Here is a 15,983-nt window from a genome sequence, read left to right as displayed (position 1 = left end):
TCCTTCGGACCGCCTTCCAGCGGGCCCTCCGGGCGCTTCGTTCTTTCGTGTTTCCAGCTTATCAGATGTTTTCCGCTCCGTTTTCCGGAGTTTCACCCACCGATTCGCCGGCGTCTTCTGCGGCTTGGCGCCCCGTCCGACGTTTCGAACTGTAGCCGACCCCCGCTCCGAAAAGCGAATCCAGCCGCAATCCCCATAAACGCGCACGCCGAATTCCCCTCGGGCCGCGACGCGAAAAAGCGAACGCGACACAGCCCAGGACGGGAAGTGGTGTTTCAAGGGATTGGCTACTCCGGGACCGTCCGCGCCGACGCGTGTCCGGTGCTCCCTGCCGAGCAGCTAGAGAACACTACGCCCAACCGTCGCCCCGCGCAAACAGGCTGGTCACACCGGTGGCAGGCTCAGCAGCACACCCGGCCGGGATGCAACCACCACACCTCGGACGCCGCGTGGTGGAGACCGGCTTCCTCGTGGCCGCAGCGTCGAAGCAGTGCACCCGGTCAGTCCGTGGCCACCCGACGCGCCTCTGGGCGGTACGGCACGACTTCACGGCAGCCAGCGGGCCGCCTGACTCCTTGTCACCCGTGCGGCGTCGACGTACCACAACCCGTTCGGCCTGTCCCAACGGGCCTTGAGGAGCGCCTTGGCCTCGTCCTTCTCCCCGTACGGCACGTTGAGGTACAGCCGTCCGTCGATGACGTCCCCAGGGCGGATTCCCGCCGTCCCAGGAGCGGCAGGCACGGGAGCGGCAGGCACGGCCGCGGCAGGCCTCACGCTCCCGGCAGCTTCCCCGGCGGCCCGCGGGTTCCACGCAGGCCGCTCCTTCCGGGCCCGGCCGATGACCCGGCTGACCCGCTCACAGGATGCGGGGTCGGTGAAGCGCATCATCAGGTCGGTCGGGCCGCTGCTCGCGAACAAGTTGAGCGAGCCGTGCCAGAGCACGGTGTTGTCGAGGATGAGCACCTTCTCGTGCATCCGCTCGCGGAAGCTCACCTCGCAGCCGGCCGCCCTGAGGATGTCGATCTGCCGTTGATGGCGGGCTGCTCCGGTCGCATCCCGCTGTTCCTCGGGCGACCGGGTGTGGACGACCACTCGAACACCGTCGGCCACACGGTTACCGAGCAGTTCCGACCAGCGGCGCACCGGCTGCGGATCCAGGAAGGCGCAGTAGACCTCGATGCTGGCCTGGGCCCGGGCAAGGTCCCACTCCACGGCCTTCTGCACCTCGTCAGCGGGAAAGAAGGCCGGCCGTGCCAGCTCCTCCTCGGACAGGACCGACAGCTGAGCGGCGTCGCGCGTCGGGATCAGCTGATCGGCCGAGATCACCTGCGCGTGGTTCTCCAGGTGGTCGAGCATGGCGCGGGCTTCGCTGTGCACGCTGAGGTGCTTCCGCAGATGCTCGACGTCGGCGACGACCACGAGGTGGTCCTGGGCCCTGCTGAGCGCAACGTTCAGCAGGCGGCAGGTCTGCGAGGAAAGGCCCGTTCCGGCGTAGAAGATGCCGGGGTCCTTTCCGGCACCGACGGCGGTGTCGAAGACGACGATCGGGCGCTGGCTGCCCTGGAATCGGTGGATGGTGTCCACCAGGCCTTCGTAGTCCTCTCCGAACCGGTACTTCAGGCTTCCCTTGAGCGCCTTGACCTGCGCACGGTAGGGCGCGATGACCGCCAGCCGGTCGGTCGCTCGCTCGCCCACTCCGATCTCGGCGCTCCCCCACTTACGGCCAGGAAGCACCCCCTCGTACTGGAGGCCGCGGACGAGCTCGTGCACGACGGCCTCGTTCACGGTGTTGGCCCGGTAGTCGGGGCCCGGGATGCGCTGTCCGGAGGTGTCGACGAGGATCACGGGGACATCGATCAGCGGGTTGGCCGGGATCCGGCTGCTGTCGGCGCGGCCGGTTGCGAGCGGCGCGTCAGGATAGGCGACGACGTTGACCAGCCGGCAGATCGGCTCGCGCATGCGGTACTGGGTGTCCAGTGCCACCAGGCGGGGGTCCTGGCGCACGGAGCCCTTCTCGCTCACCAGGCCGGCCGCATGGAAGGCGTCACGGGCGGCCCAGTGCCGCGCGTGCGCGCGCTCGTCCTCCGTGGCCTTCCGGTCGCCGTCTCCCTTGGTGACGGCGGGCAGTTGCCGGAAGTCGCCCGCCACGACGATCCGCCTGCCCGCCAGGCCGGCTGCCAGCCAGGCCGAGGGGAGATCCACCATGCCCGCCTCGTCGACCACCACGACGTCCACCCGGTCGAGCAGCTTGCGCGACTGGACCGCCTTGGCCACCGTGGCCCCCATGACCCGGCACCGAGACCGTACGGTCTGCTTGATACGGGAGAGCTGCCGGTCGAGATCCTGGATGCGCTCCTGCAAGGTGCCGGTTTCCCGGACGAGCGTCGCGTACGCGGGAAGACCGACGAGTCGGGGTCGGAGGCCCGCCAGGGTTCCGCTGGTCGCACTGATCCGGGCAGCCAGTTCCTCCGCCTGCTTCCGGGCAGCCGCTCCGACGTACTGAGAGGTGAAGGCAGCCTCGGTGGCCTGGGCGAGTTCCTCCCGCAGGGCAGCGAGCCGCTGCTCCTTTCGCCCGGCGAAGAAACCCTTCGCCTCCCCCGCCTCGCTGATGGCCAGGCGCAGCCGGGCCGCTGCTGCCTCCGCCCGCAGGGCGTCCCGTTCCACGGTGCCGATGGAGTCGGCCGCGTTCTGGTGGGCCTTCCGGTCGTCGGCGAGACGCTGCTCCAGCTCACGGACCTCGTCGTACAGAGCAACGCCGGCACGGGCGCGCTGCAGGGCCTCCCTCGCCGTCCGTACCGCCTCATCCAGCTGCGCCGAGACCCGACCAGCGATCCGGGCGGGGTCCACGAAGTCTCCGTACCGCTCGCGCAGCGACGACAGTTCGATCTCCCCGGCCCGCTGGACGAGGCCCTCGCTGAATCCCGGCTCGGCCTTCAGGAGGTCGCAGATCCGCTCCAGAGCCTGGTCGACGGCGACCTTGGTCGGTGCCAGGAACAGGACATTGTGCCCCTGACGGACGTTGCCCTCCACGATGTGCCCGACGACATCGGTCTTCCCCGTGCCTGGCGGGCCCCAGAGGAACAGCGCCTCGCTCGCGAGAGCCTGGGCGACGGCGGTCCGCTGGCGCGGGTTGAGCTTCAGTCCGTGCCAGCCCGCCACCCACCGTTCGGGATCCGCTACCCGGCCCACCACCGGTGTTCCCTGTCCGACGATCCACCCGGCGCTCTCGACCCGGATGCCGCCGTCGTCCGTACCTGCGGCCTCCAGGCGTTCGGCGAGCACCAGCAGGCCTGCCGAATCGTCTTTCCGCACCTGCACGTTGCGCACCCCGGACGGCAGGCTCTCGGCCACCACCAGTCGGACCCGTCCGTCCGGCATCGGGGACGCCTCGCCGGGGATCCAGGCACCGCGCGCCTGTGAGGGGCGCACGAGGACGGGGCTGCCGTCGAAGGAGCCCGGCCACCGGCGGCAGCCGAAGAGGTACTCGTAACGGCCCTCCGACGCGGACACCGGCCGCCCGTCCGAGAGCGCCGCCTTTTCCGCCTCTTTCGCGTCGTCGCGGCGTTCCGCCCGGATCTCTGCCTGCACGGCGGCCAGTAGCTCGGAAACCGGATAGGGCTGCTCGACCTGCGTCATTCGTGTGCGCTCCCCCGCGGCGTGTGCACAGTGCTTCGCCCACTGTACGGAGCGCGACGGACATCCGGACCCGATTCCGTCAAGTGCTGCCTTGCCGCACTCCGGTCATCCACATCGACAGTGTCGAGCGGGAACACCGGAAGCAGTCAGCCGGCCATCTGCCAGGCCAGGGAACGGATTTCACCGAGCAGAGCGGCCGGCATCCGGTCGAGGTCCAGCGCGTGCTGGTGGATGACGATGCCGGTGTGCCGCACCCGGTGGGCGGCGTGCGGGGAATTGCCCTTGGCGTAGACGAGGTGCCCCTCCCGCAGGCCCAGGGCAGTGCAGTAGGCCAGCATCTGGTAGAGGTCGCCGTCGGGATACCCGCCGGACTTCTCGGCCTTGTACTTGGCGTCGGCCACGGCCTGCGGTGCGCCCTCGGGACCGTAGAGGACGAAGTCGGGCTTCATCCGGACCTCACCGGCCTCGTCGAGGTGGTGCGGGTCCTGGAGCCGGCACGTTCGCTCCGTTCCCCGGAACGCCTCACCCAGGGCGACCGTCACGAAGTCCTCGAAGAGCTTGTTCATGTTGAACAGGAAGCCGTCGATGCGCAGATCACCGGCAGCGTGCTCGGGCGACGATCCGTCGAGGATCACGCGGGCCAGGTGGAGTGCGTGCTGGTAGCGGGCGTTGAGGCGAGTGGCCTGCCAGCTGGGGAGCGCCTGGCCTCGTACGAGCGGGGAGACGTCCGCGAGGCGTACACGCTGGTGCAGCAAGCGGCGGCGCACGTCCTGGGGTACGCCGGGCAGCCGCAGCAGGCGTTCGACCGCGGCCCGCAGGATGCGGTTCTCGGCGATGTCGGTGGTGAACTCGTCGTGCGCGATCTCCACGGGCAGGATGGCGCCGAACCTGCGGCGTATCTGCTCGGCTTCGCGAATCCGGCCGCGGACCACAAGCGCAGACTCCTCGACCGTGCGGTAGCCCTGGAGGAGGCCATGGCGCAGCGCCCGGTCCACCTGACGCGCCACGGCGTGGGCGAGGGCCGGCAGGAGTTCGTCGTGGTCGCCGACCTCGACGTCCCCGTCCCGCCAGCCGCGCGGGTCCTGGCTGTAGCCGATCAGGAAGAGGAGGCGGGCGATCGGCACCTTGGGAGTGATCCGCACGGTGACGGGATCGCCGCCCGGCACCGCCAGGCTCACCGCGCCGACCTTGCTGCCGGCCCGCAGTGTCCAGTGGCCGGTCCGGTACGGATCGGGGGCCGCGGTGTCGATGATGCGGGAGGCGGCGATGGCCCGGCCGGCAGCGTCGGGGAGGGGAACGGACACCGCCGGGGCGTGTTCGGTCAGGTGGACGACGGTCACGACTTGGCCTGGGACTGGTCGTCCCGCACGGTGTCGCCCGGCTGCACGCCGAACCTGGAGCGCTTCGCGGCCACTTCGGCCTGCAACACTTCGAGGCCGTAGCGCTTCTCGATGTTGACGCCCTCGCCGTAGTGGTGCTCCTCCAGCAAGGGAAGAATCCTGGTCCGCCAGGTACGGTCCAAACCGCCCTCCCGGTAGACACCGGGCTTCATCAGGTACGAGGGCCCGATCCGGAAGTCCGCGTCGTCGATCCGGGCGTTGAGCTCGTCCAGCAAGTCGGCCGGTTCGTCGTCGCGCTCCTGCTCCGCGAGCCAGCGCCGCAGGAGACCGCTGGTCGGCTCCGTCCGCGGCGACAGTTCGACGAACGCGAACCGGCGCCGCATCGCCGCGTCAACCAGGGCGATGGAGCGGTCGGCGGTGTTCATGGTGCCGATGATGAAGAGGTTCGACGGGAGGGCGAAGTCGTCGCCGGAGTACGTGAGCCGGACCGCCTTGTTGCGGTACTCCAGGAGGAAGTACAGCTCACCGAAGACCTTCGCCAGGTTGGCCCGGTTGATCTCGTCGATGATCAGGAAGTGCGGCACGTGCCGGTTGCCCTCGCGGGACGCGAGGTCGGCGAGTTCGCGCAGCGGGCCGGCGGTGAGGCGGAAGGCGACCTCGCGGGTCTCCGGGTCCTCCTTGGGGCGGAAGCCCTCGAAGAAGTCCTCGGGCCCGGCGGGCCGGCCGCGGCGGGAACATCGGCCGCGCCGAGCGCGCCGAGATCTGGCAGCTCGCCGAGCGCTTCACCCAACGGTTGGACCACTCCCGGCGGCAGACCTGGGACCAGGTGACCGAACGCGCGGCGCGCTTGGAAATGGAGCGCGAGCAGCGGATCGCCGCGGTCGCGGCTCAGCGCGACGAAGCCGGCGGCCTGGACAACGTCCACCTCCAGGACGGATCCAGGGGCTGGCTGCGCTACCGGTACCGGCACATCGTGGTCGACGAGGCACAGGACCTCCGGCCGGCCCACTGGAAGATGCTCCGGGCGATGGTCCCGAGCGGCCAGGACGACATCTTCCTGGTCGGTGACACCCATCAGCGCATCTACCGCAATCAAGTGACCCTCGGAAGCCTGGGTGTCCACATCCGAGGTCGCTCCTCGAAGCTCACCCTCAGCTACCGCACCACCCGCCAGATCCTTCGCTCGGCCCTGGACGTCCTGACGGGGGCGTCCTACGACGACCTCGACGGCGGCGAGGAGACCTTGGCCGGCTTCCGATCGGTCCTCAACGGCGCCGATCCCCGGCTGCACCCCTGCTCGGACTGGACCGCGGAGCGCGTCGCCATCGCCGACCACATCGCGGCCTGGAACGCCCACCACGACGAGCGGATCCCCCTCGAACAGATCGCGGTCTGCGTGCCCACCAACCACATGGCGGGGGAGGTCGCCTACACCCTGGCCCAGCACGGAATCCCGGCGGTGGAGATCGGCCCCGACGGCCCCAAGAACGGCGGCGGGGTGCACATCGGCACGATGTTCAGGTTCAAGGGCCTGGAGTACCAGCGGATGATCATTGCCGGGGTCCGCAACGGTCTGGTGCCGCGGGACAACGTGAACCGTCTGAAGGGCACTGACCTCGTGCGGTACCGCCGGGAAATGCAGCGTGCCCGCTCCCTGCTCTTCGTTGCCGTCACCCGCGCCAGGGACAGCGTCGACATCTTCTGGCACGGCGAGCCCAGCCCCTTCCTAAAGGCTGTGCTCGCCCCCTGAGCCGCCACCCGCCGTCAGGCCGGTTGGCGGCCCCGGGTTCGGGCCGTCAACCGGAACTCTCAGCGTCAACAACCCCATCGCCTTCGGAAGTGAGATGCAGGGCCTTCATGCTCAGCGCTCGCGCCCGCGGGGCTTCAGCGGCAGCGCGGGGAGTTCGGGGGCGGGCAGGCGGTCGCCGGCGTAGCCGTGGACCTCGCCGAAGCGGGTGCCGGTCGTCCAGTCGGCGCGGGCCAGGGCGATGTCCTCCGTCGATCGGCCGATGAAGTTCCACCACATGACGATCTTCTCCTCGAAGGGTTCGCCGCCGAGGAGCAGCACCGAGCCGTCGGAGTGGGCGAGGAGCGGGAGTTCGCGGCGGCCGCAGCCGAGGTAGAGCATCGAGCCGGGTTCGACGGGGACGCCGTCGACGTCGATCCGGCCGGTCATGGCGAGGACGGCGTACTCGAACTCGGGGACCAGCGGGAGCTTGAGGTCCGTGCCCTCGGCGAGAGTGAGGTCGGCGCCGACCAGCGGGCTGTGGGTGCTGCCGGGCGAGGTGGCGGTGTCCAGGGTGCCGAGGATGACGGTGGCGCGCAGGCCGGGGGCGGTGACCGTCGGCAGGTCGGGGTGGTGCTCGAAGGAGGGGGCGGTGTTCCGGTGGGCGTCCGGGAGGGCGACCCAGAGCTGGGCGCCGTGCAGGTAGCGGGCGTGCGGGCGCGGGGACTCCTCGGAGTGGGAGATCGCCCGGCCGGAGGTCATCAGGCCCAGCTCGTACGGCCGGACGGTCTGCAGGCTGCCGAGGCTGTCGCGGTGGAGGACCTCGCCCTGGTGCAGCCAGCTGACCGTCTGCAGGCCCATGTGCGGGTGCGGCGGCACCTGCATGCCGGGTTCGTCGGCGATGTCGTCCGGGCCGTAGTGGTCGACGAAGCACCAGGCGCCCACCATCCGGCGGCCCAGGTTGGGGAGCAGCCGGCGCACCACGGTGCTCTCGCCGAGTTGGACCTGGCGCCCGGTCAGCAGGTCCTTCACGGGGCCGCTGCTGGCTTCGCGGCCGCAGGTGGTCGGGGCGGGCTTGAGGTCGAGGTTGCTCATCGCGGTTCCACCACCGTCATGGGAAGGGCCGGGCCGGGGAGGGCACACCGTCACCGATCATCCGTGACGGTGCGGGGTTCCTCCACCCGGGCCCGGCCATCCGGCGGCGCCGCGGAGGTGCCACAGCGGTGCCACAGCGGTGCCACAGCGGTGCCACAGCGGTGCCGCAGGGGCGGGCGCGGGGCGGCTCAGTGCTCGCAGGCCCACCAGGCGTCGTTGCTCGCCCCGGCGGCGAGCTCGCGCAGGTTGCGGACGGCCTCGGCCGGGTCCGCCGCGCCGTAGACGGCCGACCCGGCCACGAACACGTCCGCGCCGGCCTCGGCGCAGCGCTCGATGGTGGCCGCGGAGACGCCGCCGTCGACCTGCAGCCACAGCTCCAGGTCGTGCTTGGCGATCAGCTCACGGGTGCGGCGGATCTTCGGCAGCATGATGTCGAGGAAGGCCTGGCCGCCGAAGCCGGGCTCGACCGTCATGATCAGCAGCATGTCGAGCTCGGGCAGCAGGTCCTCGTAGGGCTCGATCGGGGTGCCCGGCTTGAGCGCCATCGAGGCGCGGGCACCCTTGGCGCGGATCTCGCGGGCCAGCCGGACGGGGGCGGCGGCGGCCTCGACGTGGAAGGTGATCGAGCCGGCGCCGGCTTCGACGTACTGCGGGGCCCAGCGGTCCGGGTCCTCGATCATCAGGTGGCAGTCGAGCGGGATGTCGGTGGCCCGGGCGAGCGACTCGACCACCGGGACGCCCAGGGTCAGGTTCGGCACGAAGTGGTTGTCCATGACGTCCACGTGCAGCCAGTCGGAGCCCCGGACGGCCTCGGCCTCGTCGGCGAGCCGGGCGAAGTCGGCGGAGAGGATGCTGGGGCTGATCTGGGGCATGGCCGACTACCTTCGTACGCGGGCTTGCGAGGGCTGGGCACCCGGGGGCGGGCACCTCGCCCCATCATCTCGCGCCGTACGGCCGTCGACCGCACCCGCCCACCGGCGCGTGACCGTGATCACACGCCGTCCGGGTTGCCGGGACCGCCCTGGTGGCGGTCAGCTCTGGAGCGACCGCCGGTGCCCGCCCGTTCCTCGGGCCCCGCCCGTTCCTCGGGCCCCGCCCAGGATGAGGAAGAGGAAGGTGTCTCGATTGTCCGAACCCGTCCACCCCGCCCACCCCGTCCACCCCGCCCGCGCGCTGTGGTGGCTCTTCGAACCGGTGTACGCCGTCACCTTCCTCCAGCCCGAGAGCCGGGCGGCCTTCGAGGCGGCCGGACTGGACGGCGGCTGGTCCGGCTACTTCGCCGCCCGCTCGGCCCCGCTGGGCGCGGTGGGCGCCCCGCCGGTGATCGCCGCGTTCTTCGGCTTCGCCCCGGCGGCGGTCGAACGCGCCCTGCCGCAGGTGTGGACCAGAGCGAGCCCGGAGCGGGCGCTCGCGGCCAGGACGGAGGGCTCGGCGGCGGTGCTGGCCCGGCTGCTGGCACCGGTGGCGCCGGAGCTGGTCGAGACCGCGGCGACCGCGCTGGAGGAGGCCGTGGACCGGGCGGACTGCGCGGGCCGGGTGCTGGCCGCCGCCAACGCCGCGCTGCCCCGGCCCACGGACGTGTACGGGCGGTTGTGGCACGCCGCGACCGTGCTGCGCGAGCACCGCGGGGACGGCCATGTGGCCGCGCTGGTCGCCGCCGGGCTCGACGGCTGCGAGGCGCCGGTGCTGCACTGCGCCACGGGCGCCGCCCGCGCGGTGCTCCAGCCGCTGCGGGGGTGGACGGACGAGGAGTGGCAGGCCGCGGCGACCCGGCTGGTCGGCCGGGGCTGGCTGACGGCGGCGGGGGAGCTCACCGAACTGGCCCGGATCCGGCACCGGGAGCTGGAGGCGGCCACCGACCTGGCGGCCGGCCGGGTCTGGGAGCACCGGCCGGACGGCGAACTCGACCGCCTGACCGCCGCGCTGCGGCCGATCGCGGCGATCTGCCGGGCCGAGCTGCCGATCGACCCGCTCGCGATGCCGCCCGTGCAGGCCTGAGCGCGTCCGGACGACCCCCGGCAATCCCCGCCCGGCGACCCCCGCCCACCCTCCCGTGTGACGGTCGTCACGTCCCGCCGGGGATTACCGGGACCGTCCCCGTGGTCATCAGCACGTGAACGGCCCACGCACCCGCCCGGGCGGCCCCGACGCTCCGCCACCCGCGCGACCGCCGCGGCCGTACCGACCAGCCCAGCTCCCCGCTCCCGCCCGGAGCCCCGTCCGAGGAAGGTCTCCTGATGGCCGATCTCGTCCATCCCGCCCGCGCGCTCTGGTGGCTCTTCGAGCCGGTGCACGCCGTCACCTACTTCGAGCCCGAGTGTCGCGACGCCTTCGAGGCGGCCGGCCTGCGCGGCTTCTGGCGCGGCTACTTCGCCGGCCGCTCCGCCCCGCTCGGCGCGGTGGACGCGCCGCCGGTGACCGCCGCGTTCTTCAACTTCGCCCCGGCGATGGTCGAACGCGCCCTGCCCGCGCTGTGGTCGCTGGCCGGCCCGGAGGAGGCGCTGGCCGCCCGCGCCAAGGGCGCGGGCGCCGCGCTGGCCCGGCTGCTGGAGCACGTGGACCGCGGTCTGGTCGAGCGGGCGGTCGAGACCCTGGAGCAGTCCGCCGAGCGGCTGGACTGCGCCGGCCGGGTGCTGGCCGCCGCCAACGCGGCGCTCCCGGCCCCGCCGGGGCTGTACGAGCGGCTCTGGCGGGCCGCCACCGTGATGCGCGAGCACCGCGGGGACGGCCATGTGGCCGCGCTGGTCGCCGCCGGGCTGGACGGCTGCGAGGCCCTGGTGGTCCGCTGCGCGATGGACATGCGGCGCGAGCAGCTCCAGCCGGTGCGCGGCTGGACGGACGCCGAGTGGGAGGCCGCGGCCGCGCGCCTGGTCGAGCGGGGCTGGCTGACCGCGACCGGCTCGCTGACCGAGCTGGGCCGGACCCACCACCAGGCCCTGGAGGCCGCCACCGACCTGGCCGCCGCGCGCGTCTGGGAGGACCACCCGCGCGCCGAACTCGACGCCCTGGCCGCCGCGTTGAAGCCGATCTCGGCACTGTGCCGGAGCAGCATGCCGTTCTACCCGGTGGGGCTGCCGGACAACACCTGACCGTCGTCGGCGCCGGGCGGGCCGAGCACGATCCCCCGCCCGGCGTAGAACTGCCCGAACGAGCGCCACGGCACCCGGGCGAAGGCCTGCGACTCCCCCGGGAAGCCGGACGGGTTGTGGATCAGCAGCGCCGTCCCGGTGTCCCCCACCGCCAGCACCAGGTGGCCGCCGCGCCGCACCGGCTCGGGCCCGTACGGCTCCCGGATCGACGGGTGCACCGAGAGCATCACCAGCCGCCCGGCCGCCAGCTCGTCCGCGACCTCCGCGGGCGTCGGCTCCGCCGCCCGGGCGGCCAGTCCCCAGCGCCGCCGGGCGTAGTCGGCGAACGGCACGTGGACCAGGCCGCGCAGGCTGTCGCCGTCCCGGACGTACGCGCCGGCCGCCAGGCACTCACGGGCCAGCACCATCGCCGTCGGGGTCACGCCCCACCAGTACTCCAGCGCCATCCGCAGGCAGGCCACCCCGCAGAGCCGCCAGGACCACCAGGCGTACTCCTCCGGGGTGGCCGCTCCGGACTGCCCCCAGCGCGGGTCCCGCGCGGCGTCCAGGCGCCCGTCGACGATGTCCCGCACCAGCTCGGCGGACTCCCACTGCGCCCGGTACGGCACCTCGTGCACCACCCGCGCCGGCCGCACGGCGCCCTCCTGATCGACCATCCCCCGACGCTCCCACACCGGGGTCGCCGGACGGACTCACGACACTCCTTGAGCGCCCGTCCGGTGGTCCGCGCCGTACGGGCAGCTCAGGCCGTCCGGGCCCGCCACCTCGCCCGCCGCCTGCTCCGCGCCACCGGCGCCGACGCCGCCGCCGTCGCCCGAGCGGAAGGCCAGGCGCTGGGCGGCGTGCCGGCCGCGCGCCTCCAGCGGCAGCTGGCCGGTGGCGCCGGCCAGGCCGAACGCCGGCATGTCGAAGTAGATCGACTCGTAGCCGCCCTCGGGGACGATGTAGGTCTCGTGCCAGAGCCCGACGTGGCCGCGCAGCTTGCCCTCCCGCACCTTCCGGTTGGCTATGCCCCAGACGGTGTGGTGGAAGCCGTCCGGTGCGCTCGCGTAGCGGTAGAGGTGCTCCTTCGACTCCCAGTACTGGACGACGTAGTACGTCCGTGGCGAGGCGGTGAGCAGGATGCGGCCGCGCAGCCCGCGCTCGGGGCTGCGGCCCAGCTCGTACAGCATCCGGAACATCGCGAACATCACCGGGCCCCAGTGGTGCACCGCCCAGAAGCGGTTGATCCGCATGCCGATCAGCAGCACCACGGTGTCGCCGGTGGCGGCGGCGGTGGTGTAGCCCGGTTGCGGCTTGGCGAACAGCTGCATCTGTGCCTCCCGGTACTCGCGACTCGCGCTCATGTAATCGGTGATTACATCAGCGCGCACCAGGCCGGTCAAGGCTCGCCGCAGCCACAATTCCGTTATCGCTCAGGCGGGTTGACCGTCCCGGCGATCCCCGCGCGGAAGGTGTCCAGGACCCGGACGGCCAGCTCCTCCGCCCGCTCGGCGGGCAGGTAGCCGTCCACGATCATCTGCGCCAGCCCGTACACCAGCGCCTGTCCTGAGAGCAGCACCAGCTCCGGATCGCCGGGGCCGACCCGCCCGGCCCGCTGGTCCGCCACGACCAGCTCGGTGAACGCCCGGTCCAGGCCGTCCAGTTGCTCCCTCAACTGCGGGTCCCGGGGGGCCGCGAACGCCCGCGAGCGCACCAGCTCGAACCGCCGGGGATGGCGCAGCGCGTACCGGACGAACCCCAGCCCGAGTGCCCGCATCGCCGACCCGCCGACCGCCTCGGCGGCCGCCACCTCCGCCTCCTGCCAGCGGGCGAAGTCCGCCAGCACCCGGTCCGCCACCGCCGTCAACAGCGCCTGCCGGTCGGCGAAGTGACGGAACGGCGCCCCCGCCGAGACCCCTGCCCGGCGCGCCACCTCCCGCACGCTGACCTTCTCCTGGCCCTGCTCGTCCAGCACCTCGAACGCCGCCGCCACCAAGGCCTCCGGCAGCGCCCCGTGGTGGTAGGCGCCCCGGTCCCGCTCCCTGATCCGTTCCGTCATACCCGTCTTGCTACCACAGCGGGCAGGAGCCCCGGGCCAGACCGCCCGGCCCCGGCGCCCTGTCGTCCAGGGTGCCGGGGCCGGGCGGTCCGTGGGCCTACCCAGCCGGTGGGCCCACCCCCGGGCCGGGGGCCTACCAGGCGTAGTCCTCGGGGGCCGGCTTGTGGCCGGGGAAGAGTTCGTCGAGGCGGTCCAGGGTCTTCTGGTCGAGGTCCAGGTCGAGCGCCCGGAGGGCGGCGTCGAGGTGGGCCGGGGTGCGGGGGCCGATGATGGGGGCGGTGACGGCGGGGCGGGAGAGCAGCCAGGCGAGCGCGAGGTCGGCCGGGTCGGTGCCGAGTTCGTCGGCGAAGTCCTCGTAGGCCTGGAGCTGTTCGCGGTGCTTGTCCAGGAGTTCACTGGCGTAGCCCATGGCGCTGCGGCCGCGGGTGCCCTCGCGCTCCTTGCGCAGGACGCCGCCGAGCAGGCCGCTGCGCAGCGGGGACCACGGGATCAGCCCGAGGCCGTAGTGCTGGACGGCGGGGATGACCTCCAGTTCGATCGCCCGGTCGAGGAGGTTGTAGAGGGACTGCTCGCTGACCAGGCCGAGGAAGTGCCGGGAGCGGGCGGCCTCCTGGGCCTGGGCGAGGTGCCAGCCGGCGAAGTTGCTGGAGCCGACGTAGATGATCTTGCCCTGGGTGACCAGGACCTCCATCGCCTGCCAGATCTCCTCCCAGGGCGTGGCCCGGTCGATGTGGTGCATCTGGTAGAGGTCGATGTGGTCGGTCTGCAGCCGGCGCAGGCTGGCCTCGACGGCCTTGCGGATGGCGAGCGCGGAGAGCTTGCCGTCGTTGGGCCAGTCGCTCGTGTTCGCGTAGGCCTTGGTGGCCAGGACGGTGCGCTCGCGGCGGCCGCCGCCCTGGGCGAACCAGCGGCCGATGATCTCCTCGGTGCGGCCCTGGAGGTTGCCCTCGCTGTCGCGGCCGTAGGAGTTCGCGGTGTCGAAGAAGTTGATGCCGCGTTCGTGGGCGGTGTCCATGAGGCGGTGGGCCTCGGCCTCCTCGGTGTGGGGGCCGAAGTTCATGGTGCCGAGGCAGAGGCGGGAGACGGTCAGGCCGGTGCGGCCGAGGTGGGTGTACTCCATGGCGCCCCACCTAAAGCCACACCGGCCCCGGTGTCCAGCACATTGCGCTGACCAGCACATGACGGTGTCCAGCACAGTACGGTGGCCCGGCGGGTCACCGCCCGTGGGTGGCGAACTTCCGTACGGCCAGCGGCCCGCAGAGCGCCAGCAGGGCGGCGCTCCACAGCAGCGTGGCGAGGAGGGCGTGCTGCATCGGCCAGGCGGAGCCGGGCGCCGCCGGGTTGCCGAAGAGTTCCCGGCTCGCCTCCACCACGGAGCTGATCGGGTTCCAGTCGGCGATCACCCGCAGCCAGCCGGGCATCCCGCCGGTGGGCACGTAGGCGTTGGTGACCATCGCCAACGGGAAGACGACGACGGAGAGTTGCCCGGCGGCCTCCTCCTTGCCGACGGCCAGTCCGAGCAGCGTGCCGACCCAGGTCATCACGAAGCGGAAGAGCAGCAGCAGTGCGAACCCCTCCAGCGCGTCGGCGGCGCCGTGCCGGGCGCGCCAGCCGGCGGCCAGCCCGACCAGGGCCAGCAGGGCCAGGACGACGACGCTGACCAGCAGGTCGGCGAGGTTCTGCCCGAGCAGCAGTCCGGTGCGGGAGACGGGCATCGAGCGCAGCCGGTCGGTGACTCCGCGCCCGACGTCCCGGGCGGCGCCGACCATGGTGGGCATGATGCCGTTGGTGGCGACCATGGCGAACAGCCCGGGCATCAGGAACTCCCGGTAGTCCCCGCCGCCGGGCACCTGCATGGCACTGCCGAAGACGTACCCGAAGACCACCACCATGATCACCGGAACGCCCAACGAGGCGGCCAACAGGCCGGGCGAGTGGCGGTAGTTGAGCAGGACGCGGAGCATCGACGTCCAGGTGTCGGAGAGCAGCCGGGCGCCGGCCGAGGGGCGTGCGGCGGCCGGGACGGCGGTGCGGACGGCGGTGGCCATCAGGCGGCCCTCCCCAGCTCGGCGTTCTCCCGGGACGTCCCGGTGAGGGCGAGGAACACGTCGTCGAGCGAGGGCGCCCGGACCGCGACGTCCTCGGCGACGACCCCGGCGCCGTCCAACTCCCGTACCAGCGCGGGCAGCAGGACGGACTCCCCGGGCGCGGTCAGCACCGTGACCGTCCGCTCGGCGACGTCCACCTGGGCATCGTTGCCCGACAGGGCGGACAGCACCACGGCGGTGGCGGCGAGCTGCTCCACCGTGGCCAGGGTGACGGAGACCTGGCTGCCGATCGCCGCCTTGAGCCGCTCCGGCGGGCCGGTGGCGATCGCGGCGCCGTGGTCGACCACCACGATGTCGTCGGCGAGCCGGTCGGCCTCCTCCAGGTACTGGGTGGTGAGCAGCACGGTGGTGCCGCCGTCGGCCAACTCCTTGACGGTCTCCCAGATCCCCTGGCGGCTGCGCGGGTCGAGCCCGGTGGTGGGCTCGTCCAGGAAGAGCACCGGCGGGCTGGTGACCAGGCTGGCGATCAGGTCGAGGCGCCGGCGCATGCCGCCGGAGTAGGTGCGCACCAGCCGGTCGCCGGCCTCGGCGAGCCCGAAGCGGGTGAGCAGTTCCTCGGCGCGGGCCCGGGCCCGGCGGGCGCCGAGGCGGTGCAGCCGGCCGAACAGGTGGAGGTTGTCCCGGCCGGTGATGCCCTCGTCCAGCGCGGCGTGCTGGCCGGCCAGGCCGATCGCCCGCCGGACCTCCTCGGCCTCGCGGACGGCGTCGTGCCCTGCGACCCGGGCGGTGCCCGCGTCGGGGGCGACCAGGGTGGCGAGGACGCGCACGGCGGTGGTCTTGCCGGCGCCGTTGGGGCCGAGCAGGCCGCAGACGGTGCCGGCCGGGACGGTCAGGTCGAGGCCGCGCAGGGCCTCGGTGGCTCCGAAGCGTTTCCGCACGCCCGCCATCTCGATGGCGGGTCGGGAGGTGTCGGACATGGCTCCGCCCTTCTCTAGGTACAGCGTACGT

The 15,983-nt window shown here is 72.6% G+C and carries 12 protein-coding genes and 2 pseudogenes; 3 read left to right on the top strand and 11 right to left on the bottom strand.

Features of this window, described 5'->3' with window-relative positions; all coding sequences use genetic code 11:
- Window positions 1–546: 546 nt before the first annotated feature.
- The 3 genes and pseudogenes from ACIQWA_RS40235 to ACIQWA_RS40225 all read right to left on the bottom strand — a co-directional run.
- Window positions 547–3,636 carry an AAA domain-containing protein gene (locus tag ACIQWA_RS40235; protein ID WP_402491979.1) on the bottom strand — a complete coding sequence of 1,030 codons (3,090 nt, stop codon included), beginning with the start codon at window positions 3,634–3,636 and terminating at the stop codon, window positions 547–549.
- 146 nt (window positions 3,637–3,782) lie between these two features.
- On the bottom strand, window positions 3,783–4,976 hold the full coding sequence (locus ACIQWA_RS40230; RefSeq protein ID WP_402491976.1) for an McrC family protein: 1,194 nt from the start codon (window positions 4,974–4,976) through the stop codon (window positions 3,783–3,785).
- A pseudogene (locus ACIQWA_RS40225) lies at window positions 4,973–5,683 on the bottom strand (McrB family protein); the annotation flags it as partial. The gene ACIQWA_RS40230 and the pseudogene ACIQWA_RS40225, both read right to left, overlap by 4 nt.
- Between ACIQWA_RS40225 and ACIQWA_RS40220 the strand changes: the two are divergent.
- A pseudogene (locus tag ACIQWA_RS40220) lies at window positions 5,683–6,726 on the top strand (3'-5' exonuclease); the annotation flags it as partial. The pseudogenes ACIQWA_RS40225 and ACIQWA_RS40220 sit on opposite strands and share 1 nt — an antisense overlap.
- A 111-nt stretch (window positions 6,727–6,837) precedes the next feature.
- Here the strand turns inward: ACIQWA_RS40220 and ACIQWA_RS40215 are convergent.
- Together ACIQWA_RS40215 and rpe are read right to left on the bottom strand one after the other, a co-directional pair.
- Window positions 6,838–7,797: a pirin family protein gene (locus tag ACIQWA_RS40215; protein ID WP_402491973.1), complete on the bottom strand. Its 960-nt coding sequence runs from the start codon at window positions 7,795–7,797 to the stop codon at window positions 6,838–6,840.
- Between the two features lie 188 nt (window positions 7,798–7,985).
- Window positions 7,986–8,669, bottom strand: coding sequence for a ribulose-phosphate 3-epimerase (gene rpe, locus ACIQWA_RS40210; RefSeq protein WP_402491972.1), 684 nt, complete (start codon window positions 8,667–8,669; stop codon window positions 7,986–7,988).
- Between the two features lie 253 nt (window positions 8,670–8,922).
- Here rpe and ACIQWA_RS40205 point away from each other — a divergent pair, with 253 nt between their 5' ends.
- Both ACIQWA_RS40205 and ACIQWA_RS40200 read left to right on the top strand, forming a co-directional pair.
- Window positions 8,923–9,795 (top strand): hypothetical protein, encoded by an 873-nt coding sequence (locus tag ACIQWA_RS40205; RefSeq protein ID WP_402491969.1) that lies wholly within the window; start codon window positions 8,923–8,925, stop codon window positions 9,793–9,795.
- Window positions 9,796–10,034: 239 nt separating this feature from the next.
- Window positions 10,035–10,886: a hypothetical protein gene (locus ACIQWA_RS40200; protein ID WP_402491967.1), complete on the top strand. Its 852-nt coding sequence runs from the start codon at window positions 10,035–10,037 to the stop codon at window positions 10,884–10,886.
- Here the strand turns inward: ACIQWA_RS40200 and ACIQWA_RS40195 are convergent.
- The 6 genes from ACIQWA_RS40195 to ACIQWA_RS40170 form a co-directional block, all read right to left on the bottom strand.
- Complete coding sequence (locus ACIQWA_RS40195) at window positions 10,856–11,542, bottom strand: C39 family peptidase (RefSeq protein WP_360245899.1); 687 nt, start codon at window positions 11,540–11,542, stop codon at window positions 10,856–10,858. The two genes, ACIQWA_RS40200 and ACIQWA_RS40195, sit on opposite strands and share 31 nt — an antisense overlap.
- A gap of 36 nt (window positions 11,543–11,578) precedes the next feature.
- Window positions 11,579–12,193, bottom strand: a complete 615-nt coding sequence (locus tag ACIQWA_RS40190) for a DUF4188 domain-containing protein (protein WP_402491983.1) — start codon at window positions 12,191–12,193, stop codon at window positions 11,579–11,581.
- A gap of 101 nt (window positions 12,194–12,294) precedes the next feature.
- Window positions 12,295–12,927 carry a TetR/AcrR family transcriptional regulator gene (locus ACIQWA_RS40185; protein WP_402491963.1) on the bottom strand — a complete coding sequence of 211 codons (633 nt, stop codon included), beginning with the start codon at window positions 12,925–12,927 and terminating at the stop codon, window positions 12,295–12,297.
- Window positions 12,928–13,060: 133 nt separating this feature from the next.
- Window positions 13,061–14,047 (bottom strand): aldo/keto reductase, encoded by a 987-nt coding sequence (locus ACIQWA_RS40180; protein ID WP_402491961.1) that lies wholly within the window; start codon window positions 14,045–14,047, stop codon window positions 13,061–13,063.
- 94 nt (window positions 14,048–14,141) lie between these two features.
- Window positions 14,142–14,975 (bottom strand): ABC transporter permease, encoded by an 834-nt coding sequence (locus ACIQWA_RS40175; protein ID WP_402491958.1) that lies wholly within the window; start codon window positions 14,973–14,975, stop codon window positions 14,142–14,144.
- Window positions 14,975–15,952, bottom strand: a complete 978-nt coding sequence (locus tag ACIQWA_RS40170) for an ATP-binding cassette domain-containing protein (RefSeq protein WP_402491955.1) — start codon at window positions 15,950–15,952, stop codon at window positions 14,975–14,977. The genes ACIQWA_RS40175 and ACIQWA_RS40170 overlap by 1 nt, the downstream gene beginning before the upstream one ends.
- Window positions 15,953–15,983: the final 31 nt, after the last annotated feature.

This window comes from Kitasatospora sp. NPDC098652 (assembly GCF_044760155.1).
In the GTDB taxonomy this organism is placed as follows: domain Bacteria; phylum Actinomycetota; class Actinomycetes; order Streptomycetales; family Streptomycetaceae; genus Kitasatospora.
This window is presented reverse-complemented; position numbering and strand designations above follow the sequence as displayed.